Source organism: Geomonas oryzae, from assembly GCF_004117875.1.
In the GTDB taxonomy this organism is placed as follows: Bacteria; Desulfobacterota; Desulfuromonadia; order Geobacterales; family Geobacteraceae; genus Geomonas; species Geomonas oryzae.
Window position 1 is genome coordinate 26,652 of record NZ_RAHW01000007.1, and the last position, 22,608, is coordinate 49,259.

The window sequence follows — 22,608 nt, forward strand, 5'->3', positions numbered from 1 at the left end:
AAGGCAAGGACAGGGCACCTTTACTGGGGATTAACCGGAGCGGACAATGGGAAATTAATGACATAGACCGGGCAGCGCTGTCAATCGACTTCGCCTGAAACACTGCCGGCAAAACCTCCGAAAGAGGCCGGGATAATTGCGGTCGGTCACTTGCTTTTTACGGAGTGTCGGTATTATTTTTATTGTGTGGTTCGTTGAACTTCCTACTCACAGGTGACCATATGCGGCTCTCACTATACCTCGAACACGGCGAACAGTTTTCACGGGCGGCACTCAAACTGCCGGTACAGACACCTATCGATATCGAATCGACACTGCTCAACTGCTACATCGAAGTGCTGCCGGTGGCGTCTTCTTATTACATGGGCCCTGACCACCTTCCCGGCATCGAATTCCCCCACCCCGACATCCGTGTGGTGTTCCAGCTTAAAGAACACCCGCAGGTGGTGGCGATCTACTCCATCGATGTCTTCGTCACCGACGCCATGCTGAGCCTGGTAAGCCACGCCCAGGGGCACACCCACGTGGACATCAACCGCAGGGCGGCGCACATCGAGCGCCTCGTCGCGAACAAACAAAACGGGCTCCTGGAGCTGGTCGGCTGCAGCAACACGGCCCTCATCGACCGGCTCACCCAGGCCTTCGTCCAGCTGCGCACAACGTACCTGAACGCGCTGAGCGAAGAGGGGTGCCTCCCGGTGCCTAAGCACTTCTAGCTTTCCGTCCCACAAAACAGCTCGAGGCACGGCCGGCACAGGCCGTCCTCGGGCTGCCATCCGGGAAACCTCTCCTGCACGCGCCCGACCAAGCCCGTATTTCCAGGCATGCTTTCTTCAATGACGAGTTCGTCCGCTTCCATGCCGCACACCGGACAGGTCTCGCCGTGCAGCGCCTCCCAGGTCTCCCGCAGCCCGCCGGTGAGGTTCGCCCGCTGCCGCTGCAGGCAGGGAAGCCCTAAAAGGGCGTCACCGAGCCTCACGTCCCCGGATTGCCGCCTGCTACCGCCCGCCATGGCCCCTCTCCTTCCGCCTCAACGTTTCAACTCCTCCTTTTCCACCGTGACCAGCAGGCCGCTCACCCCGACCACGCGCACCTTTTCTCCACGCAGCACCGGCTCGGCGCAGGTCGCATTCCAGTACTCCCCATGCACCACCACCTTCCCGTCCGGATCGAGGTCGGTGTCGGCCACCCCGACGGCTCCGATCATCCCCTCGACGCCGGTGATGGGAGGCTCCCGGTGCGCCTGGATCACCTTCACGATCACCACGGTGAAAAAGAGCGCGGTGATGCCGACGGTCAGTGCGATCACCTTAAGGGACAGGCGCAGGTAGGGCTCGGGAGACGGGAAGAGTATCAGAGATCCCATGACCATGGCAACCACCCCGCCCACCGCCAGCATCCCGTGGGAGACCACCTTGATCTCGGCGATGAACAGGACGATGCCGAGCAGGATGAGGGCGAATCCCGCGTAATTGACCGGCAGGGTCTGCAGGGCGAAAAAGGAGAGCAGCAGCGAAATGCCGCCGATCACCCCGGGGAGGATGACGCCCGGGTTGGAGAGTTCGAAGAAAAGCCCCAGGATCCCCAGGAGCATCAGCATGTAGGCCACGTCGGGGTTACTGATCGCGTCGAGGATGCGGTCCCGCGTCCCCATCTCGTGGTGCACCACGCGGGCGCCTAAGAGATGCAGCACGCTCTCCTTGCCGCCGCGCAAAAGGGTGCGCCCCTCCAACCGGGTGAGGAGCTCTTCCCTGCTCGGGGCGACCAGATCGATCACCTTTTCCTTGAGCGCCGCCTCGGCCGTGAGCGATATGCTCTCCCGCACCATCTTCCCGGCGAGCTGGACGTTTCTCCCCCGCTTCCCGGCGATTCCCTCCACGTAGGCCTCGGCGTCGTTCACGATCTTAGCTTCCATAACCGGATCGGGTTTGCCTGAAAGTGACACCGGGTGTGCCGCGCCGATGTTGGTGCCGGGCGCCATGGCGAGAACGTCCGCGGCAAGGCCGATGACCGCTCCGGCTGATGCGGCGCGCGCCCCGGACGGAGTGACGTAGACCACCACGGGAACCGGCGCGGCGAAGATCGCCTGCACAGCCTCACGCATGGCGAGATCGAGCCCTCCCGGGGTATCCAGCTCAACGAGGACGAGTCGCTCCCCCCGCGCAGCCGCCTGGGTCAGGTTGTCCTTCAAGAAGGAGGTGGTCACCGGGTTGATCGGCCCGCGCAGCGAGATAAGCCCGACCTGCGGCTCCTGCGCCGTTAGGCTGAACGGCAGGGCAAGCATCAACATGACCAGTAAAAACCGTTTCATCTGTGCACCTCCCGTGGAAGCCCAGGCACGGCTCCGCAATAACCGGCTCAAATTTCTTAACGCTTTCGCCTTCCTTTTTCATTGGGACACCCGCGCTATTCTTCCATTAAAAGCCGGCGTTGGCAAGTACCGCCACGCCGGTTACCCTTGCCTGACGATGACTTACCGTTTTTTCGCATACCCGTAAAAAAATAGTTTGACATTTAATCGTTTCAGTTATAGCTTTACATCATCGACAAGATGTTGAGAGCAAACGGAGAGAGATCATGAAAAAGGACGGCACTTCCAAACTCGCGTTGAACACCTACACGAAGCTGATGCGTGGCGCCGAATCCGTGACCGGAAGAGTCGGACGCAAGATGTCGGAAGCCGGTCTCACCATAAGCCAGTTCGGCGTGCTCGAGGCCCTCCTGCACAAGGGTCCCCTGTGCCAGCGCGACGTCGCGTCGAAGATACTGAAAAGCACCGGCAACATCACCCTCGTCATCGACAACCTGGAAAAGCAGGGGCTCGTCCTGCGCGAGCGTTCCCTGGAAGACCGCCGCTTCTGCACCGTCATCCTCACCCAGAAGGGACGCACGCTGATCGAGGCCACCTTCGCCGAGGTCGAGGCGGCCATCGTCGCCGAGATGGGGGTGCTGACCGATGAAGAACAACAAACCCTGGGCAGGATCTGCAAAAAACTCGGATTACGGGAGGGATGACGGGCAGGAATAAAGAGGCTTTTTTTTGAGATAATAGTTCAACATCAAAAGACAACAATTCAAACCAAACAAAAAGAAAACTCGTACAGAGAAAAAGGAGAAACGCCATGAAAAGAACCATCGCAACCATCGCCGCAGTAGCAGCTTTCGCCCTTCCCGCCCTTGCCTCCGCATCGACCTGGAACATCGACCCGGACCACTCAAACGTCGGCTTCAAGGTCCGTCACCTTATGGTAAGCAACGTGAAGGGGAGCTTCGAAAAGCACAAGGGGACCGTCGAAATCAACGACAAGGACATCACCAAGTCGAAGGTTGCCGTCACCATCGAGACCGCCTCGGTGAACACCAACGTAGCCAAGCGTGACGAGCACTTAAGAAGCGCGGACTTCTTCGACGCCGCCAAGTACCCGACCATGACCTTCGTATCGAAGAGTGTCGCCAAGGCCGGCAAGGGAAAACTCAGGGTGACCGGCGACCTGACGCTGCACGGGGTGACCAAGCAGGTGGTGCTGAACGTCGAAGGGCCGGCGAAGGAGAGCAAGGACCCGTGGGGCAACATCAGAAGCGGCGTCGTGGCTAGCACCAAGATCAACCGCAAGGACTTCGGCCTGGTCTACAACGCGGCCCTCGAGACCGGCGGCGTGGCGGTAGGCGAGGAAGTGGACATCAACCTCGAGATCGAGATGATCAAGGCGAAACAGTAATTTCAGCTTTTGAAAATCCCCCCTGCCCCCCCTTCGCCAAGGGGGGGACGTCGGGGCTCAGGCTGCGCTTAGTGAGGAGCTTCCGCCCAGCCGAGAACACTTACCCCTTCGCTGGAACATGGTTGGAAACAAAAAAGGTGCGCCCTCCCACGAGGACGCACCTTTTCTTTTATGGCCATCAAAGAGCCCGCCAGCTGCACGTTTTCAGGCGCTCGACCGCTCCTCGACCACCTCCCCCGCGCCGCCGCGCTCGCCGCTTTCGGTGAGCGGCCTCGCTTCGGCACGCAGGGCGGCGATGGTGAGCTTCAACTCCAGTCGGAAATCGGCCAGCGCCTGCGCCGACTCACCATCCCCCTTGAGTGCGCTTTCGAGCCTCTGCGCCGCCCGTTGCAGCGGCTGGGCCGCCAGTACCCCCGCGATCCCCTTCACCGAGTGGGCAAGCCGCGCCGCCTCATCCAGCCTTCCTGCGGCCACCTCCCGCTCGATCTCCTCGCCCCGGTCGCGGTACTCGAGCTCGAACTGTCTTAACAGGTCCAGGTACAGGCGCCGGTCACCGCCGGTCTGCCGCACGCCGGTCGCGAAATCCAGCCGCGGCAGCATCGGTCCGGCCGTCGACGCTTCCGCCACATCGTTTGACGCCCCCCTCGTCGGCACGGCCCCGCTGTCATCGAGCCAGACCGCGATGGCGCCGTAAAGCGTCTCGGGGGTGAATGGCTTCGCGATGTGCGCGTTCATCCCGGCGGCGAGGCTTGCCTCAACATCTCGTTCCATGGCGTTCGCGGAGATGGCAAGGATGGGAAGCGAGGCGGCTCCGGGGGTGTTGAGGGCCCGTATGTGCCGGGCCGCCGTGAGCCCGTCCATGACCGGCATCTGGATGTCCATCAACACCAGGTCGAAAGCGTTGCGCTTCACCTGCTCCACCGCATCCGCACCGTTACCGGCCACCGATACCTGCAACCCGGCCCGCTCCAAAAGCGCCAGAGCCACCTTCTGGTTGAACTGGTTATCCTCGACGAGGAGCACGCGCTGCTGCCGGAACATGGCGACCGAGGGTTCCCTGCGTTGCGGCGCCTGCCCCCTTACGCTCGCGATGCCGAACGGCAGGCGGAAGGAGAAGGTGCTCCCGAGACCGGCTATGCTTTCGCACCAGATCTCCCCCTTCATCACGGCGCAAAGGCGCCTGCATATGGCGAGACCGAGCCCGGTTCCGCCGTAGGTGCGGGTGATGGAGCCGTCGACCTGGGTGAAGGCCTGGAAGAGCTGCGCCTGCTCCTCCGCCAGCATGCCGATGCCGGAGTCGCGTACCGCGAAGAGGAGTTCCGCCGAGGCGCCGTCGCGGTTTGCGAGCCGTACCGATATACGGATGTAGCCGTGCCGGGTGAATTTGAGGGCGTTGCTCAGCAGGTTGTTGAGGATCTGGGAGAGACGCATAGGGTCGCCGATAAGCGACGGGGGGATCTCAGGGTCGAGTTCGACGGATAGATCCAGCCCCTGCTGCCGGGCCCGCGCCGAGTAGACGGAGAGGAGCTCTTCCACCACGTCGCGTACCGAAAATTCCACCCGTTCGACCTCGAGCTTGCCCGCCTCGATCTTTGAAAAGTCGAGGATATCGTTGATCACCTTCAGGAGCAGGTCCGCCGAGATCATCAGGGTCTGCAGGTAATCGCTCTGCTGCGGCGTGAGCTCGGTCCCGGACAGGAGGTGGCTTGCCCCTACGATGGCGTTCATCGGCGTGCGGATCTCGTGGCTCATGTTGGCCAGAAACTCGCTCTTCGCCGCGGAGGCGCGGTCCGCCTTCACGGCGAGTTCGTTCGCGTGCTGCACCGTCCGCAGCAGTTGGCGGTTCGCCTCCTCCTGCGCCCGGGTGCTCTGCCTGAGCGCCTCCTCGGCCTCCCTGCGCTTGGTTACGTCCCGGAAGGAGAGCACCGCGCCGCGATGCGCGCCCCCGCCAAGCGAGCTGCAACTCAAGTCGGCATGAAAGGAGGTCCCGTCCTTGCGCCACATGAGCTCGTCGAAGGAGCGCCGGCGGCTGCCGCCGAAGGCCGGGTTCATCAGGCAGTTCGTCTTGCCGCACTCGGCGCAGCGTGCGGCGCCCCCTTCGTGCAGCACCGTGCGCAGGTCCCGCCCCTCCAGCTCACCGTCGCCGTAGCCCAGGAGCTCGAGGGCGGCACGGTTGGCAAAGACCACCGTGCCGGCGCCGTCCACCGCCACCACCCCTTCCTCCACCGATTCCAGAAGGAGGCTCGCCCGTTCCCCGGCCTCCCCCTCCGGGCACTTCCGTCCCGGCGCCCAGCACCAGGCGAGGAACCACGCGAGCACGCCGCAGGAGATGAGCAGGGCGTACAGCCGCAGGTCGGGCATCCTGCTGCCGTGCGCCGCCAGCAGGACCACCGCCAGCAGGGTCCCCCCCGCCGTTATCTTAAGCCCACGTTCCACGCTCATCACGGTTCCCTCTGACTTCTTCCATCCTCACCGTCGGTGCTCTGCCGCGGCTAGGCGGCGTGCGCCTCCCAGTCCAGCTCGCTCAGCAGCAGGAGCTGCTCCGGATCGAGGACGATCAGGAGGCGTTCGCCGCGTTCGATGACGCCTGTGACGCACTGGCGCCCGCCGCCTGCGGCGACAAGCGGCGGCGGAGGCTGGAGCTGTCCCTGCGGGACCCGGATCACCTCGGAGACCGCGTCCACCCGGAACCCCACCACCTTTTCCCCCACGGTCATCACCATGATGCGCGTGTGGCTGTCGTTTTCCACGGCGCAGAGGCCGAAGCGCTCGCGCAGGGAGATGATCGGGATCACCCCGCCGCGCAGGTTGATGATGCCGTCGACGTATGACGGGGCGTTCGGGAGGCTCGTGATGACGGGAAGCCGCATGATCTCCCTGACACTCGCCACCTCCACCGCGAACCCTTCGCCCCCGACGTGAAAGGTGACCAATTGGAGCAGCTGCTGCGCATCACCCCTTACTATCTGAAGATCGTTTGCCATGACCGTTCTCCTTTTCCTAGGCCGCGAGCTTGAAGCGGCTCACCAGTTGCTGCAGTTCCTCGGCCTGCCGGGCGAGTTGCGCCGCCGCCATCGCCGTCTCTTCGGCGCCGCGCGCCGTGTGGTGCACTACGTCCGTGATCTGCTGGATGTTGCTGGTCACCTCGGTGGTGGTTGCGGTCTGCTCTTCCGCCGCGGTCGCGATCTGGCTCACCTGCATGGAAACCTCGCTGATGCACCTGAGGATATCTTCCAGGGCCTCTCCGGAGCGCTGCGACGACACCGCCCCCTTCTCGGCCTCCTGCACCCCCTCGTCCATGGCACGCACCGCCTCGCGCGTCTCGCCCTGGATCGCCTTGATCATGGCGCCGATCTCCTTGGTCGCCTTGCTGGTGCGCTCGGCGAGCGCCCGGACCTCGTCGGCCACCACCGCGAAACCGCGCCCCTGCTCGCCGGCCCTGGCCGCCTCGATGGCGGCGTTTAGCGCCAGCAGGTTCGTCTGGTCGGCGATGTCCTCGATGGTCCCGACGATGTCCCCTATCTCTTCGGAGCGAACCCCCAGTGCCTCGACGGTCTTCGAGGTGTTGCGCACACGGGCTGCGATCTCGCCCATGCCGACGATGGTTTCCTGCACCACCTTGGCGCCCCCCTGGGCCGACTCGGTCGACTGACGCGACGCCTCGGCGGCCAGCACGCAATTGCGGGCGATGTCCGCGCTCGTCGCCGCCATCTCCTCGCTGCCGGTCGCCACGGTGCCGGTCTGCGAGGCGACCTCTTCGGCGCCGGTGGCGATCTGTGCCGAAGTTCCCTGCAGCTGCGTCGAGGCGGAGGCTATGCTGCTCGAGATGTGCACCGTCTGGGAAACCAGTTCCCTCAAGTTCGCCACCATGTGCCCCATGGCCGCCTGAAGTTGCCCGGTCTCGTCCTTGGAATCGACCACCACCTCGACGGTGAGGTCCCCCTCGGCGAGCCGGTTCGCCACCTTGACCGCCTTGTCCAGGGGGCGGGTGATCATGCGGGTGATCGTGACACCCAGGACCAGAGCGAGGATAAGCCCCAGGACCAGCAGCGCACCGATGGTGCGGCCGGCTGCCACGGCGGCTAGTTCGTTGTTGTGCGCCGTCACTTTCCCCTGCTCCTCCTTGACCGACATCATCTTGTCGAGGAGCGCCTGCTGATCGAGGGCGGCCTGCTTCGCCACGCCGTGCAGGATCTCCCTGGCCTCCGCCTTTTGGCCCGACTCGTCCAGGGCGAGGATCTTGTCGACGTACCCCAGGTAGCTCACCCGGGCCTTGCTGAAGTCGGCAAAGAGACGGCGCCCATCCTCACTACCGATGCTCTTCTCGTACTGGCCGGCCAGATCGGTTATCTTCCGGCGCAGGCTCACCACGGTGTCGACGTAGAGTTTTCGCTGTGCCGGGTCGGTCGCCTCGACCGCATCCCGCACGTTGATCCTTACCCGCTGGAAGCTGACCGACATCCCGGCCAGCTGCCCGAGCGGGACGGTCACTCTCTCGTAGGTCCTTTTCCCTTCCGCGTTGAGGTTGTTGGTCACCCTTATCCCGATGAAGCCGATCACCGCCGCTATGACCGCAACGCAGGCGAACCCGGCCGCCAGCTTCGTTCCTACCTTGAGATCCCTTATCGTTCTCATTGTGAATCCTCCCTTGACTGCTTAGTGGCCGCGAAGCCTTGAAGGCTGCCTCTCCGGCCGGTCGGTTTGCCCCTGTTCCCTGCGGAACAGTGCGGCGTCTGTACTGCAGTAAGTAGCACGACTGGTGCCAAGAATGTTTTTTCGTGTTTTCGAGGACTTACCTCAAGAAGAGGAGCACCGGAGTGTCCCCCGAAGGGACACCCTGTACGGATTGGGGACGGGAATATGACAAGGCGCTAGAGCTGGGGAGGGACGGCGACGGCATTGCTGCGGACCGAGTCCCGTCAGGAGCGGTAGAAGGCCTTGCGGTTCACCTTGAGAAGCTGTGCCGCTTTCGACTTGTTGCCGCCGCAGCGCTGCAGGGTGACGTCGAGGATCTGCTCGGTGAGGGCATCGAGAGAGAGCTGGTCCGGTGGAAGCGAGAGGTGGTAGCTGACACGGTCTCCCTCCGCTGCCGGTTCCGCGGCCCCGGGGGAGGCACCGGCCAGGGCCAGGTGCGCGGGACGGATCAGTTCGTTGTCGGTGAGGATCGCCGCCCGCTCAAGGCAGTTGCGCAGTTCGCGCACGTTTCCCGGCCAGCGGTAGTTGAGCATCACCTCCATAGCCTGCGGCGAGATCCCAGGCAAAGGCTTCCCCAGGTGCTGGCGCAGCTGTTCGAGGATGTGGTCGCACAGGATCGGGATGTCGTCCTTTCTTTCGCAAAGAGGCGGAATGGTGAGCGGGAAGACGTTGATACGGTGGTACAGGTCCTCACGGAAGCGGCCGGCGGCGACCAGTTCGGCGAGACTTCTGTTGGTGGCGACGATGACGCGGCAGGAAACGGGGATGGGGGTGTTGCTGCCGATCTTCTCGAAGACGCGCTCCTGCAGGACGCGCAGAAGCTTCGCCTGCAGTGCGAGCGGCATGTCGCCGATCTCATCTAAGAGGATGGTTCCCTTGCGGGCGAGGCTGAACTTCCCCTCGCGGTCCCGGTCCGCTCCGGTGAAGGCGCCGCGCACGTGTCCGAAGAGCTCGCTCTCCATCAGGTGCTCGGGAATTGCCGCGCAGTTCACCGCCACGAACTCGGCGGGAAGCCCCTTCCCCGCGAAGTGGATGGCGCGCGCCAGCACCTCTTTGCCCGAACCGCTCTCGCCGTAGATCGCCACCGTGGTCTGTCGCGCCGCCGCGACGCGCGCGGCGAGTTCCAGCACCTGCTTCATGGCGGCATTCACGGTGACGACGCTCTGGAAGGTGTACCGGTCCGAGAGCAGCCCCTTGATCTGCTCGTTTTCCCGGACGATGTGCTGGTAATCGATGGCGCGCTTGATGGTGATGCGCAGGTCGTCGGGCTGGTAGGGTTTTTCCAGGTAGTCGTAGGCGCCGCGCCGCATCGCCTCCACGGCGCTCTCGACGCTGCCGTGGGCCGTGATGACGATGATGGGAGGGGCCGCTTTGCGCTTTTGCACCTCCTCGATCAGGGCGAGCCCGTCCATCCTCGGCATGACCAGGTCGGAGAGGATCAGGTCGATCGGCTGCTGGTCCAGCAGCTCCAGCGCCTGCAGGCCGTCAACCGCGGTGTGGACGGTATAGCCTATGTCGCGCAGCTGCTTTTCCAGTAGGAAACGGAAGACCGGTTCATCGTCGACGGCGAGTATTCTGGTGGTGTTGGGCATGTGGCGTTGGCTCCCGAGTGCGGATGTCTTTACCCTTATCGGCAGCCGGCCGGGAAATTTAAGCTCCTGCCCCTTTAATTACGAACGCTTTGCCCGTGCCGTCCCCTGGACCATGCCCGCTATGGTATCGGCGACCTGGTAGAGCGGGACCGCGGCGTCGACGCAGACCGTTTCCGCCACCGCCTTCGGCATCCCGTAGACTATCGCGGTCTCCTCCGACTCGACGACGACCCGCCCCCCGACCTTTTTGATGGCGCGGGCGCCGGCCGCCCCGTCCTTGCCCATGCCGGTCAGGACGACCCCCAGGGAGCGGCTGCCGCAGACCTCGGCAGCCGACTCGAAGAGCGCGTCGACGGACGGGCAATGCAGGTGTCCTCCGGACTCCGGATCGAGCCATACCTGGAGGGCGCCCTCCTTGCGCCGAAGCCGCATGTGCCAGCCGGCCGGCGCGACGTAGACGTTGCCCGCGAGCACCGTCTCCCCGTCGCTCGCCTCCCGCACCGTGAGGGTGCTGCAACGGTCCAACCGCGCGGCGAGCGAGGTGGTGAACCCCGGCGGCATGTGCTGGACGATGAGGATCGGGCAGGGTGTGGGCTCGAGCCGGCTCAAGACCTGTTGCAGTGCCGGGGGGCCGCCGGTCGAGGTCCCGATGACCACGACGTCGGTCCCTGCGCTGCGCGCTTTACCCGGCGAGGCGGGCGCGGCTTCCCGCTTGCGCGCAGCACCGTGCAGCTTTTCCAGGTCGACGCAGGCCGCCACCTTGATCTTGCCGGCCAGCTCCCTCGCCAGGGCGCCGATGTCCATGGCGCCCCCCGCCGAGCTCTTGTCGATGAAGTCCACCGCCCCGATCTCCAGCGCTTTGAGGGTCTTCTCCCCCCCCTTGCCGGTCAGGCTGCTGAACATGATCACAGGCGCGGGGCACTCGTTCATGATCGCTTCCAGCGCGGAAAGGCCGTCAAGGACCGGCATCTGCACGTCGAGGGTGATCACGTCCGGGCGCAGGCACCTCGCCAGTTCCACCGCCCTCTCGCCGTTGGCCGCGACACCGACCACCTCGATCTCCGGGCTCTCCTCGAACATCCGCATGATGGCGCGCCGCACGAAGGCGGAGTCATCGACCACCAGCACCCTTATTTTCCCGTTCAAGTCCCCCAAAGCGTCACGTCCTTTTCTGATAGATGATGGCACCCGGAAAACGAAGCGGCACATAGGAGGCGCCCGTCCTGGAAAGGGATTCCGAATGCCCGAGGAACAGGTAATCTCCGGACGCCTGCAGCGCCGTGAAGTTGTCCACCACCCGTTTGACGGTTTCCTCCGCGAAATAGATCAGGACGTTGCGGCACAGGATGACGTCGAAGCGCTCCCCGGCCAGCCGCTCCCTAAGGTCGAGCAGGTTCCCTTCCGCGAAGCAGGTCCATTTCCGCAGGATCGGCCTGACGGCGAGTTTGTCCCCATGGGGGGTCAGGTACCTGCGCACGAGCTCCGGGTCGGCGGCCCAGAAGGCCCGCTGGGCGTAGAGCCCCTGCCGCGCCGCGTCGAGGACCCGCGTGTCGATATCGACGCCGGTGATGCGCACGTCCCAGTCCCAGGAGAAACACCCCGACTCCAAAAGAAGCATCGCCAGGGTGTAGACCTCCTCGCCGCTCGAGCAGCCGGCGGAGAGGATGCGGATGGCGCGCTCGCCCCGGGCCGTCTTCCTCTCCTTGAGCGCCGGCAGCACCTCCTGCGCGAGGACCGACAACTGGGCCGCTTCCCGATAGAAGTAGGTCTCGTTGTTGGTGAGCAGCGGAACCAGGCGCTGCCACTCGGCCTCTCTTCCCGGCGAGAACTTCAGGTAGCAGTAGTACTCGGTGAAGCTTTTCAGCCGCAGCTCTTCCAGCCGCGGCCAAAGCTTCGCCGCCAGGTTCCTCCGGCTACCCTCCTCCAGCACGAGCCCCAGGGATTCGGCCACATGCTCCTTGAACAGCCTGAACTCCTCAGCCTGCATGGCGGTCTTCTCCGCCGTCATCCGAGCAATTCCCGCTGTGCGAAACTCATCAGGGCCAATTCCGCCCTCGCCCGCACTTCGGCGCTCTGATCCTCCTTTCTCACCTGGATCAGCCGCTTCAAGGGGAGGGTGTCGTAGCAGTGGCACATCGCGTCGATGCAGGCGAGCCTGACGATCTCGCTTTCGTCGTCGAGCAGTTCCAGGAGCGGCTCCACGCTCTTGCCGTCGGCTATCTTGCCGATGACGTCGATGACCCGCTCGCGCAGCTCCGCGCCGTCGTTCTTCTTCATGAGACGATGCAGCCAGGGGAGCCCGCCGCGCCCGAACGCCACGAGCGCCTCGAAGGCGTCTTTCCCCACCTCCGGGTCCTCAAGCAGCGCAACCAGTTCCGGGACGGAGACGGGGTTGCGCAGCTCCCCGAGGACCGTGATGGCGTGCTTGCGCACCATGGCATCGGCATCGTTCACCCCCTTGAGCAGCAAAGGGAGCTCGCGACCGCCGCCGATCTTGCCCAGGACGCGCAGGGCCGCGATGCGCACGCTCCAGTGGGGGTCGCCTACCGCGTCCTCCACCGCCTTGAGCGAGTCCCGGTCGGCCAGCTCGCCCAGGGTATAGACCGCCAGGCGCCTGATGTCGGGATCATCATGCTGCAGGTAACGCCCGGTGACCAGATCGGACGCCTCCCGGTAGGCCAGTTTGCCCAGGGTTTCCACGATGGCGTACTCCAACTGACGCGACACGCCCCGGGAAAGGTACTCCACCAGGAAGGCGCCCGCCTCACGCGCCCCGATGTCGCCCAAGGCCCGGATCACGCAGTAGTCGAGATCCTCGCGTCCGCTCCCCAAAAGTGCCAGGAGCTCATCCACGAGCATCGGCTCCCCCAGTTCCGCCGCGGCCAGGACCGCAGCCTCGCGCACCAGCTCCTCCGGATCGCACAGCGCGCGGCACAAAAGCGGCACGGCCTGCAATACCCGCTGTTTCCCTATGGAACGCGCGAGCTCCCCCCGCACTTCGGCATCGTCGTCGAGGCTTAGCAGGCGCAGGTTCTCGATGCCCCCCCCCTTGTCGAGGCACCCAAGGAGCATGGCGGCGCGGCGGCGCGACTGCGGCTCGGGAGAATGCGCGAGCTTCGCGAAAAGATCCAGCACGGGACCTACGCGATGGTGCGCCATGGCGAGGGCCGCCCGGCGCGCCAGTGCATCGCTCCCCTTTGCCAGCAGGAGTTGCAGCTGCGGCAGGAACGACTCATCCGGGAAGGATTGCAGCGTCTCCAACACCTCGAGTTGTCCCTGCTCGTCCTCCTTGGCGAGCAGGCGCGCCAGTTCTCCGGGGTGGCAGGGAAGGCCGAGCGAGCGCAACGCGCGCAGCGCGACCAGTCGGACGGCGGCGCTGTCATGATCAAGCGCCGCCAGCAGCTCCCCCTCGGCCCGCCTCCCGATGGCGAGGACCGCGTTCTCCACGACCTCGTGGTTGCGCTCGTCGGCAAGCAGCGTGAAGAGTCCCTCCAGGGCCGAGAGTTCCCCCATCCACCCAAGCAGCATCGCAGCCGCCTGCGACGCTTGCAGATCATCCTGTTCCCGGAGCATCGACTTCAGCCGTTCCACCCCGCGCGGGGAGACCAGCCGGAGCAGCCGTTCCTCCCGGGTCCCCACCTCGATGCGGTTTTTGTAGCTCTCCAGCTCGTTCAGGATGTTGATGATGGAGACCATGGCGCACGCCACGCTGCGCGCCAACTCCTGTTCCACGAAGGGAAGGATGCCGGCCAGGGCGTAGAGTGCGCGTTGGTCGCCGACCTTCCCCAGGGCCTCGACCACCGCGCCGCGCAGCATTTCGTCGCCGAGCAGCGGCAAGAGGTGGGGGACGGCGCGATAGTCTCTGAGTTCACCGATGGCGCAGACGGCGGGATACTGCAGCCAGAAATCCCCCTTCAACAGTTCCAATAGCGGCACGAGCGCGCTGCGGTCGCCGATCTTGCCCAGCGCCTCGGCCGCCGAATGACTCACGTTGCTGTCGGGGTCGGTGAGCGCCGCGATCAGGTCTTTCACCGCGTCGCGGCTGCCGATGTCGCCCAACATGACCGCGCTGAAGTTGCGGATCTCCTCATCGCCGTCGGAAAGAAGCCGGCTAAGGCACGGCACCGCCTCCCCGCCGAACTTGACCAGCACCTCCATGGCGCCGTTTCTCAGGTCGGCGTTGTCGTTGTCGCGCACCGCCGCTTCCAGCGCGGGATAGATCCCTTCCAGGCCGCGGCCGATGATGATGTCCAGCGCCTCGCTCTTGCGCCCGCGCTCGCCGTCACCGACGAACGCGAGGAGCTCCGATAGCGAACGTTCCTGCAAGCGGGTCAATTCCTCTCCAACGGGCTCATAAGGATGAAGCATGTTCTATGTTCTCCACTTTGCGGTACACGAGACAGCCGGCTTTGGGGACCGCGACGAGGTCGTGGTCGAAAAGGTGCAGGGGCTCGGCGTCGCCGGTGAAAAGGTGCCCTCCCGGCGCCAGCAGCCGGGAGAGGGTTTCCACGAGGAGCTGCTGGCAGGCGGGCGAGAAGTAGATCATCACGTTGCGGCAGAAGACGAGGTCGAACTCCCCCCAGCCTGCATCGATCCCGGCGGGAAGCTCCCCCTTCATGAGGTCGTTCAGGTTGAGCGGGATGACCCGCACGAGCGACTTGAGTTCCTCCCCCACGAAGGCCCCGCCGGCCGTGGCGGTGAAGTACTTACGGATCAGTTGGGGCGGGATGTTGTGCAGCCGCTCGATCTCGTAGAACCCCTCCCGCGCGGCGTTGAGGCAGCTCTTGCTGATGTCGCCGGCGACGACCTCGATGTCCCAGGCCCTGGGATAACGCAGCCCCTCCAAAAGGGTCATCGCGACCGAGTAGGGTTCCTCGCCGGTGGAACAGCCGGCGCAGAGGATGCGCAGCTTCATGATCCCCTGCCCCCCCTCCCCGCTCCCCCCCCACGAGCGCATCATCTCCCGCCCCCGGACAAGCTCCAGTTCCGGCAGCACCACCTGGCGCAGGTGGGTGAACTGGTCCGGGTTTCGGAAGAAGAAGGTCTCGTTGATGGTCAAGAGGTCGAGCAGGGTGGCGTACTCGCCGGGGGTCCGCTCCAGGTGGTCCAGGTAGCCGCAGCAGTCGGCAAACCCGAGCTGCGCGAGCCTGCTTTCCACACGCTGCCGGAACAGGGAGAGCTTGCGGGGGGCGAAGTAGAGCCTGCTCAGCTGGAAGACCCGCTCCCTGATCCGGTCCAGACAGGGGTCGGGGAGCTCGTCCCCGTATGCCCGGCTTGCCGCCGTTTCCATGTCAGGCCACCTTGAAGGTCCCCACCAGGGCCGTCATTTCCTCGGCCTGCTGGGTGAGGTTCTGGGCCGCACGCGAGAGCTGCTCGACGGCGGAGAGGTTCTCCCGGGTGATGTCGCTTATGTTGTCCATGGCGACCACCACCATCTCGCCCCCCTTCTTCTGCTCGGCGGTGGCGTTGGCCACCGCCTGGGTCATGGCGGTCATGCTGTTCACCGCGGAGACGATCTGGCGCGCGGAGAGGGACTGTTCGCGGGTGGCGACGGTCACCTGGCTCGTCACCTGGTTCATGTTCTCGACCGCGATGCGGATCTGGCGGCTCCCGAGCGCCTGCTCCTTGGCCGAGCCGGTCACCTCCTGGGTCAACTGGTTCATCCGCTCCACGGCGATGCGGATCTGCCTGCCGCCGGTCGCCTGCTCGCGGGCGGCGTTGGCCACCACGTCGGAGGCCCCGCTCATCTGCTCCACCGCGCGCATCACCTGGTTGGAGGCGTTGGACTGCTCGGCGGTCATGCGGGCGATGTCGGACATGAGGGTGCTGGTGCGGTCGATGCTGGTGACGATGTTATCAAGCGCGGTGCCCGCAAGCGTGATGAGCTCCATGGAGTTCTTCGCCTCCTGCGAGGCGACCTCGCCGAACTTCACCGACTCGCCGGTATCCGCCTGCACCTGGCGGATCACCATGGCGATCTCCTTGGTGGCCGACATGCTCCGCTCGGCGAGTTTTCTCACCTCGTCGGCCACCACGGCGAAGCCGCGCCCGGCGTCGCCGGCGCGCGCCGCCTCGATGGCGGCGTTCAGCGCGAGGAGGTTGGTCTGGTCGGCGATCTCGCCGATCACCTTGACGATGTTGCCGATCTCCTCGGAGCGACGCCCGAGGTTCAGGATGGAGTCGGAGGTCTTCTCGATCACCTGGGCCACGCGCCCCATGGCGGCGACCGCCTGCTGCCCGGCCTCGAGGCCCGCCTCACCCTCCTTGGCCGCCCCCTTGGCCACGCGGTCCGCCTCCTCCACGTTCTTCGCCACCTGGCGGATCGATGCGGCCATCTCCTCGATGGTTGCGGAGGAGTCGGCCATCACCTTCTGCAGCTCCTGGGAGTTGCCGGCCACCTGGTCGATGGAGACGGTGATCTGCTCGATGGTGGCCGAGGTTTCGGCGACCGAGGACATGAGCTCTTCGGCGTTTTGCGCCACGTTCTCGATGGATATGGTCATCTGCTCGATGGTGGCCGAGGTCTCGGCGACCGCGCTCGCCATCACGTCGGCGCTCTTCGCCACCTGCTCGCTGGAGGCGCCGAGCTCCTCGATGGAGGAGGAGACCTCATCCGCGTTGGCGGCGAGGGAATCGGCGTTGCCGGCCACGGTCTGGATGGAGGCGGCCATCTGCACCATGGTGGCCGAGGTTTCCTCGGTGGCCGAGGCCTGGCCGTGGGCGGACTTGGTGAGCTGCTGGGTGTTGGCCGAGATCTGCCCGGCGGCCGAGGCGACCTCGCCCGAGGTGCCGCGGATCTTGCCGATCATGGCCAGAAGGCTCTGCACCATGGTCTGCATGGCGGCCAAAAGCTCGCCCACCTCGTCCTTCGAGTTCACCACTACCGCCACGGTGAGGTCGCCCCTTGCCACGGTCTTCGCCACCTCGACCGCCGCGTTGATCGGCACGGTGATGCTGCGGGTGATCAAAAAGCTCACCAGGATCCCCACGATGAGGCTCACCAGGATGCTCGCCACCACCAGGAGCGACACGTGCCGGGCGAGGTCGTTCATGACCTTCTCCTTGCTGTCCATGCGCTGGTTGCTCTCGTCGGCGATATCCTTGGAGACCTCCTCGAACTTGTGGATCCCCGCCTTGTACGGATCGATGGCCGCGTTCGCCTGTGCCGGGCTCTTGATGCGCCCCGACTCGATCCCCTGGTAGATCTTGTTGAAACCGGCCTCGTAGGCGGCGAGTTCCTCCCGCATCGCCTTGATTTCGTCCTTTTCCTTCTGCAGCACCACGATCTTCTCGAGGTCCTTCAGGCGGTTCAAGAGGTGGTCGCGCTGCTCGCTCCACTTGCCGAGGTACTCCTTCTCCTTGCCCCGGTCACCGATGTTCAGGTAGAGGTCCTTCTCGTAGCGCCGCATCCCCACCACGTTGGCCCGCGCCCTCGAGGCGTGTTCCGAGATGCTGGCGTCCCCCTGGAGCATGGCGATGGTGGTCTGGGTGCTCTCCCTCACCCCCCAGTAGCCGGTACCGCCGACGGCGATGACGATGAGCAGCATGATGCCGAAACCAAGGCCGAGCCGGCCCCCTATGCGAACGTTCTTTAACATCTCCTTCTCCTTTACTGGTAGTGCCCGTACTAGAGCAGCAGTGCCCGGTTGAGGTTCAAAATGATGATGAGGCGGCCGTCGAGTTTCCCCATGCCGCGGATGTAGCTCGCCTCGGCCGTGGTGGCGTCCTCGGGCATCTCCTCGACGAGGGAGGTCGAGAACCGGATCACCTGGCGCACCGAGTCGACGAGCATCCCAAGGCGCTTCTCGCCAAGTTCCACCACCACTATGCGCTGTTCCTCGTTCGCCTCGATTTCGGGGCGCGAGAAGCGCCGGCGCAGATCCACCACCGGGATGATCTTGCCGCGCAGGTTGATGACGCCGCTCACGTGGGGTGGAGCCCCCGGGACAGCGGTGATCCCCCCCCCGCGGATGATCTCCTGGACGCTGTTGATGTCGACCCCGTACTCCTCCTTGCCGAGCCTGAAGGTGACCAACTGCAGCGTCGCCTCCCCCTCTGCGCCGGAAGAGACCGTCACGTCCCGGTCCACCTCCAGCTGGGCCTGTTCGATGAACCGGGCCAGCACGTCCTCGGCGAGCCCGGAGCTTGGTAGGGAAAATTGCTCTGCCATGCCTTTCTCCTTTTTGAAAACTCTGACGCCTTTCGGGGTCACGTCCCCAGAATCGAGGGGATGTCCACGATGAGCGAGACCCGGCCGTCACCCAGCACGGTGCCGCCCGAGATCCCCGGGAGTTCGCCCAGGTAATCGTCCAGGCCCTTGATGACGATCTCCTGCTGGCCGACCAGCCGGTCCACCACGAGCCCTCCCCTTTTGTCGCCGCTTGCCACCACCACCACGTATTCCTGCTCCCTTTGCGCCTCGCCTTCCCGACCGAAGAAGCGGTCCAGCCGGTAAAGCGGGAGTACCCGGTCACGCAGCACGATCACCTCGCCGTTTCCCGTGTCGTGGCAATCTCCCGCCTGCACCTGGACGCTTTCGAGGACCCCGGAGAGCGGCACCGCGTAGGTCTCGCCCGCCACTTCCACCATGAGGGCGGTGATGATCGCCAGGGTCAGGGGAAGCATCATGGTGAAGGTGGTGCCGCGCCCCCCCCTTGAATCGATCTCGATGATGCCGTTTAGGGAGGTGACGATCTTTTTGACCACGTCGAGCCCGATCCCCCGCCCGGAGGTCTCGGTCACCTCGCTTCTCGTCGAGAAACCGGGGAGAAACACGAGCTGCCGCAGCTCGGCCTCCCCCATAGCGCGGGCCGCCTCCGGCTCCAGCACGCCGCGGGCCACCGCCTTGCCGCGGATCTCCTCATGGTCCATCCCCCGTCCGTCGTCGCAGACCTGGATGACGATGTGGTTGCTTTCATGGCGTGCCCTGAGCGTCAGGGTGCCGCATTCATCCTTGCCGCAGCCGCGCCGCTCGGCGGGGGTCTCGAGACCGTGGTCGACGGCGTTTCTGATCAGGTGCAAAAGGGGCTCGCCGATCTCGTCGAGGACCGTCTTGTCCAGTTCGGTATCCTCCCCTTCGAACATCAGGCGCACCCTCTTGCCGTGGGCGAGCGAGAGGTCGCGCACCAGGCGCTGGAAGCGCTGGAACACGCTCTTCACCGGCAGCATGCGCACCTTCATGATGGACTGGCGCAGGTCGTCGGTGCTCTTCACGATCAGCTGGCTCGTCTCGCTGAAGGCGCTCAAAAGCTCCCGGTCGGACACCTGCTCGCGCAGGCGCTTTTCCATGGCGGCAAGGGCGGTGCGCTGGACGACGAGCTCGCCCATGAGGTTCAAAAGCTCGTCGAGCTTTTCGAAATCGACCTTCAGGGTGCTGCTTTTCCTGGTGATGTAGCCGAACTCCGCTGCGGGCGCGGGTTGGGATGCAAGGGGGGCGGCCGCGGGCCCGGGAGCGGAGCGCAGCAGCTCGAGCGCGGTCTCTTCGCCGGTGAAATCGAAGCCGGTGTCGGGGGACTCGGCGAAGCGGGAGAGGGCAAAGCGGAGCGCGTTGACGCCGCCGTAGAGAGCGGAGAAGAAGGCGGGGCCGAGAGGCAAAAGCCCCGCCCCGAGCTCCTTCATCACTTCCTCAAGCCGGTGCACGTACTGCTGCACGGGGGAAAGCCCCATCATCCCGGAGTTCCCCTTGAGGGTATGGAGGTGCCCCTGGATCGTGGTGACCAGCTCGGGGTCGCACCCGCCCGAGGCGCGCCGCTCCAGTTCGAGGAGGCATTCCTCGACCGCGTCCAGGTGTCCCCCCGCGTCCTCGACGAAATCCCGGGCCAGGGCTGAAAAATCGCACTCACCGTTCAAAGGCCATCTCCTCCGGCTCCGGACAGGCCCCGCCCGCCTGAAGCACCCTTACGATCACCTCATGCAGCTGGCTCGGGGTGAACGGCTTGGTGAGGTACCCGCTCGCGCCGCACCTAAGCCCCTGGACGGTGTCCGCTTCGCTCCCCTCGGTGCTGACGATGATCACCGGGGTCCTCTGCGCGAGCCCCAGAAGCGAGGCCTTTTCCAGAAACTTCACCCCGTTCATGACCGGCATGTTGATGTCCAAAAGCACGAGCTGCACGTCGTCCTGCCGCACCAGGATGTCGAGCGCCTCCTGCCCGTTTCCGGCGTCCAGGATCTGGCAGCGGTAGCGCGCCAGGACCAGGTGGTACATCTGGCGGATCAGGGGAGAATCATCCACTACGAGGACTTTTTTCAGTTTCATCTGCTTTTCCCTTTCAGTGCCTCGGCAGGGCACCGGCGCAAGCCATGCCCCTTCCGGCGATGGTTAAAGGGTGGCGCAGCAGCGCTCTTCGAACCGGGGGGGCGCGGGCGAAGGGAGCACGAGTTTCCCGATCAGGTCGTGCAAAAGGGTGGGATTGAAGGGCTTCTTCACGTACCCCTTGGCGCCCAACTGCAGGCCGCGGATCGTGTCGCTTTCCTTCCCTTCGGTGCTGATGATGATGACCGGAACCCTTGCGGTGATCCCCAGCGCACCCGCCTTCTCCAGAAACTGCACCCCGTTCATGACCGGCATGTTGATGTCGAGCAGGATGAGCCCGGTGTCCCGGTGCAGGTCCAGCAGGTTGAGCGCCTCCTGACCGTTCATGGCGTCGAGGATCTCGCACTCGTAACGGTTCAGAACCAGGCGGTACATCTTGTGGATCATCTCGGAATCATCAACCACCAGCACTTTTTTAAGCATCACGCACCTCGTCGTATCCTTGTTCTTGCGCGAAACGGCGCCCTTTCCAGAAGGCACGGCACCGCAGCTTCCTCATTAAGGCAAAGGGCGTGCCATCCGGCGTAGGAAGAATTCCGTCACTGTATACGGCTAGTTGCGCCGACGGATGCGATCCGGCGGCGAGAGAAGCGGAGCAAGCTTTCTTGACAAAGGGGGGATCGGAGAGGTTTGTCCCGCGTATTACCGGGGTTTATCGAGACGAGCAAGAAAAGTTGACAGTGACAAGGTTTCTTGCCGCCGGAGGTGGTCAGGCGGGGGGCGAAACCTCCTGCGGTGGGCGAATCGTGGGGGAAAAAGGGGAATTATTTCCTGCTAATGCGCTGGTTGAGGGCCTGCCGGGTGATCCCCAGCAGCTCGGCGGCCGCACGCTGGTTGCCGCCGGAACGGCTCAAGGCGGCCCGGATCAGGCTCTGGGTGATCTCGGCCAGGGTGGGAAAACCTGCGGAGAGATCCAGCCATTCTCCCCCCTCTTCCAGGCCCGGGGCAGGCGTCGGAAGCTTCGCCCCGGTGGCGTCGCGGAAGGCGGCAACCGAAAGCGTCCCCCCCTGCTGCCGCGTCACCGCGTCGAACACCATGGCGCGCAACTCCCTCACGTTTCCCGGAAAGGAGTAGCCGGCCAGGAGGCTCGCGAGTTCGTACGGGTATCCCGGCGCCTCCCTGTGCAGCGTGCGCGCCGCCTCCTCCACGAAGGTCTCCAGAAGAAGCGGGATGTCTTCGGTGCGCTCGCGCAGGGGCGGCACGTTCACCTGGTGGGCGCAGAGACGGTAGTACAGATCGCGGCGGAAGCTCCCCTCGGAGATGGCTGCGGGTAGATCGCGGTTGGTCGCCACCACCACGCGGGCCTGGTTGGCGGCGGGGAGATCGGAGCCGAGCGGGTAGTACTCCCCTTCCTGCAGAAGCCGCAAAAGCTTCACCTGGGTGGCCGGGGAGGTCTCGCCGATCTCGTCCAGAAAGAGCGTCCCCCCGGCGGCCCGAACGATCATGCCGTCGCGCGCGTGGTCGGCGCCGGTGAAGGCCCCCTTCCTGTGCCCGAAGAGGGTGTCCGAGAAGACGTGGTCGTCCACCCCGGCGCTGTTGACCGGGACGAAGGCCCCCCGGCGTCCGCTAAGCTCATGCAGGGCGCGGGCGATCAGCTCCTTGCCGACCCCGGTCTCTCCCGTGATGAGGACCGGCTGCTCCGTGGGAGCCACCGCCTCCAGGTAGCTGAAGATCGCCTTCATGCGTGGACTTCTGGTCTTGATGGCGGAAAAGGCCTTCTCGTTCGCCGGGGCTCCGCCCAAAAGCGACTCGCGCAGCGACTCTATCTCGCGCTGCATGGCGTTTCGGTCCAGCGCCTTCCTGACGCTCGTCACGAAGCGGGTGGCGTCCACCGGCTTCACGATGTAGTCGAAGGCGCCGAGCTTCATGCAGTCGATGGCCGTTTCCAGCTCGTTCGCCGCGGTGACGATGATAACCGGGATGGCCGGGTAACTGCAGTTGAGCTCGCCGAGCATCTCCTTGCCGGATATGTGCGGCATCTGCAGGTCGAGGACGATCACCCCGGGCTCTTCCTCCATGAGCATCGGCAGCAGCTGGCGGATGTCGTCCAGGGTCTTCACCCGCGCAAAGCCTGCCTGCCGCAGCATGACCGAGGACCCGAACAGGATGTGGGGCTCGTCGTCCACCAGCAGTATCTGGTCCGCCATCCCCTTGTTTTTTCCCTGTGCTGACATGTGTGCTCCGTCGCGGCTTACTATCGGCTAATGCACATAGTCAAATGACCGTTTGCCACCTTATCGTCAAAATGTTAATAAGTAAAAGAATTTTTTATGACCATTCCCATGGCCGG

Annotated in this window: 19 protein-coding genes; 3 read left to right on the forward strand and 16 right to left on the reverse strand. The window is 64.7% G+C overall.

Features of this window, described 5'->3' with window-relative positions; translation table 11 throughout:
* Window positions 1-221: 221 nt before the first annotated feature.
* Entirely contained in the window at window positions 222-716 is a 495-nt protein-coding gene (locus D6Z24_RS17055; protein ID WP_129127823.1) for a hypothetical protein, read from the forward strand.
* Here D6Z24_RS17055 and D6Z24_RS17060 read toward each other — a convergent pair.
* Both D6Z24_RS17060 and D6Z24_RS17065 read right to left on the reverse strand, forming a co-directional pair.
* Window positions 713-1,012 (reverse strand): hypothetical protein, encoded by a 300-nt coding sequence (locus D6Z24_RS17060; protein ID WP_129127824.1) that lies wholly within the window; start codon window positions 1,010-1,012, stop codon window positions 713-715. The genes D6Z24_RS17055 and D6Z24_RS17060 overlap by 4 nt on opposite strands.
* An 18-nt stretch (window positions 1,013-1,030) precedes the next feature.
* Complete coding sequence (locus D6Z24_RS17065) at window positions 1,031-2,311, reverse strand: NfeD family protein (RefSeq protein WP_129127825.1); 1,281 nt, start codon at window positions 2,309-2,311, stop codon at window positions 1,031-1,033.
* 266 nt (window positions 2,312-2,577) lie between these two features.
* Here D6Z24_RS17065 and D6Z24_RS17070 point away from each other — a divergent pair, with 266 nt between their 5' ends.
* Both D6Z24_RS17070 and D6Z24_RS17075 read left to right on the forward strand, forming a co-directional pair.
* Window positions 2,578-3,015: a MarR family winged helix-turn-helix transcriptional regulator gene (locus D6Z24_RS17070; RefSeq protein WP_129127826.1), complete on the forward strand. Its 438-nt coding sequence runs from the start codon at window positions 2,578-2,580 to the stop codon at window positions 3,013-3,015.
* A 107-nt stretch (window positions 3,016-3,122) separates the two neighbouring features.
* Window positions 3,123-3,719 (forward strand): YceI family protein, encoded by a 597-nt coding sequence (locus D6Z24_RS17075; protein ID WP_129127827.1) that lies wholly within the window; start codon window positions 3,123-3,125, stop codon window positions 3,717-3,719.
* 204 nt (window positions 3,720-3,923) lie between these two features.
* Here the strand turns inward: D6Z24_RS17075 and D6Z24_RS17080 are convergent, their stop codons facing one another.
* The 14 genes from D6Z24_RS17080 to D6Z24_RS17145 all read right to left on the reverse strand — a co-directional run bounded on the left by D6Z24_RS17080 (window position 3,924) and on the right by D6Z24_RS17145 (window position 22,492).
* Window positions 3,924-6,161 (reverse strand): PAS domain-containing hybrid sensor histidine kinase/response regulator, encoded by a 2,238-nt coding sequence (locus D6Z24_RS17080; protein WP_129127828.1) that lies wholly within the window; start codon window positions 6,159-6,161, stop codon window positions 3,924-3,926.
* Window positions 6,162-6,211: 50 nt separating this feature from the next.
* On the reverse strand, window positions 6,212-6,703 hold the full coding sequence (locus D6Z24_RS17085; RefSeq protein ID WP_129127829.1) for a chemotaxis protein CheW: 492 nt from the start codon (window positions 6,701-6,703) through the stop codon (window positions 6,212-6,214).
* Between the two features lie 16 nt (window positions 6,704-6,719).
* Window positions 6,720-8,354: a methyl-accepting chemotaxis protein gene (locus D6Z24_RS17090; protein WP_129127830.1), complete on the reverse strand. Its 1,635-nt coding sequence runs from the start codon at window positions 8,352-8,354 to the stop codon at window positions 6,720-6,722.
* 284 nt (window positions 8,355-8,638) lie between these two features.
* Window positions 8,639-10,006: a sigma-54-dependent transcriptional regulator gene (locus D6Z24_RS17095; RefSeq protein ID WP_129127831.1), complete on the reverse strand. Its 1,368-nt coding sequence runs from the start codon at window positions 10,004-10,006 to the stop codon at window positions 8,639-8,641.
* A gap of 78 nt (window positions 10,007-10,084) precedes the next feature.
* Complete coding sequence (locus D6Z24_RS17100) at window positions 10,085-11,161, reverse strand: protein-glutamate methylesterase/protein-glutamine glutaminase (RefSeq protein ID WP_246014706.1); 1,077 nt, start codon at window positions 11,159-11,161, stop codon at window positions 10,085-10,087.
* A gap of 4 nt (window positions 11,162-11,165) precedes the next feature.
* Entirely contained in the window at window positions 11,166-12,014 is an 849-nt protein-coding gene (locus D6Z24_RS17105; protein WP_129127833.1) for a CheR family methyltransferase, read from the reverse strand.
* Complete coding sequence (locus D6Z24_RS17110) at window positions 12,011-14,341, reverse strand: HEAT repeat domain-containing protein (RefSeq protein ID WP_162605162.1); 2,331 nt, start codon at window positions 14,339-14,341, stop codon at window positions 12,011-12,013. Before D6Z24_RS17110 ends, D6Z24_RS17105 begins: the two co-directional genes overlap by 4 nt.
* A 16-nt stretch (window positions 14,342-14,357) precedes the next feature.
* A complete protein-coding gene (locus tag D6Z24_RS17115; RefSeq protein WP_129127835.1) occupies window positions 14,358-15,296 on the reverse strand; it encodes a CheR family methyltransferase in 939 nt (312 codons plus the stop codon).
* Between the two features lies 1 nt (window position 15,297).
* Window positions 15,298-17,604, reverse strand: coding sequence for a methyl-accepting chemotaxis protein (locus D6Z24_RS17120; RefSeq protein ID WP_129127836.1), 2,307 nt, complete (start codon window positions 17,602-17,604; stop codon window positions 15,298-15,300).
* A gap of 29 nt (window positions 17,605-17,633) precedes the next feature.
* On the reverse strand, window positions 17,634-18,176 hold the full coding sequence (locus tag D6Z24_RS17125; RefSeq protein WP_129127837.1) for a chemotaxis protein CheW: 543 nt from the start codon (window positions 18,174-18,176) through the stop codon (window positions 17,634-17,636).
* Between the two features lie 38 nt (window positions 18,177-18,214).
* Entirely contained in the window at window positions 18,215-19,855 is a 1,641-nt protein-coding gene (locus D6Z24_RS17130) for a chemotaxis protein CheA (protein WP_129127838.1), read from the reverse strand.
* Window positions 19,845-20,261, reverse strand: coding sequence for a response regulator (locus D6Z24_RS17135; RefSeq protein WP_129127839.1), 417 nt, complete (start codon window positions 20,259-20,261; stop codon window positions 19,845-19,847). Before D6Z24_RS17135 ends, D6Z24_RS17130 begins: the two co-directional genes overlap by 11 nt.
* A gap of 63 nt (window positions 20,262-20,324) precedes the next feature.
* Window positions 20,325-20,741, reverse strand: coding sequence for a response regulator (locus tag D6Z24_RS17140; protein ID WP_129127840.1), 417 nt, complete (start codon window positions 20,739-20,741; stop codon window positions 20,325-20,327).
* Window positions 20,742-21,082: 341 nt separating this feature from the next.
* On the reverse strand, window positions 21,083-22,492 hold the full coding sequence (locus tag D6Z24_RS17145; protein WP_246014707.1) for a sigma-54-dependent transcriptional regulator: 1,410 nt from the start codon (window positions 22,490-22,492) through the stop codon (window positions 21,083-21,085).
* Window positions 22,493-22,608 lie beyond the last annotated feature (116 nt).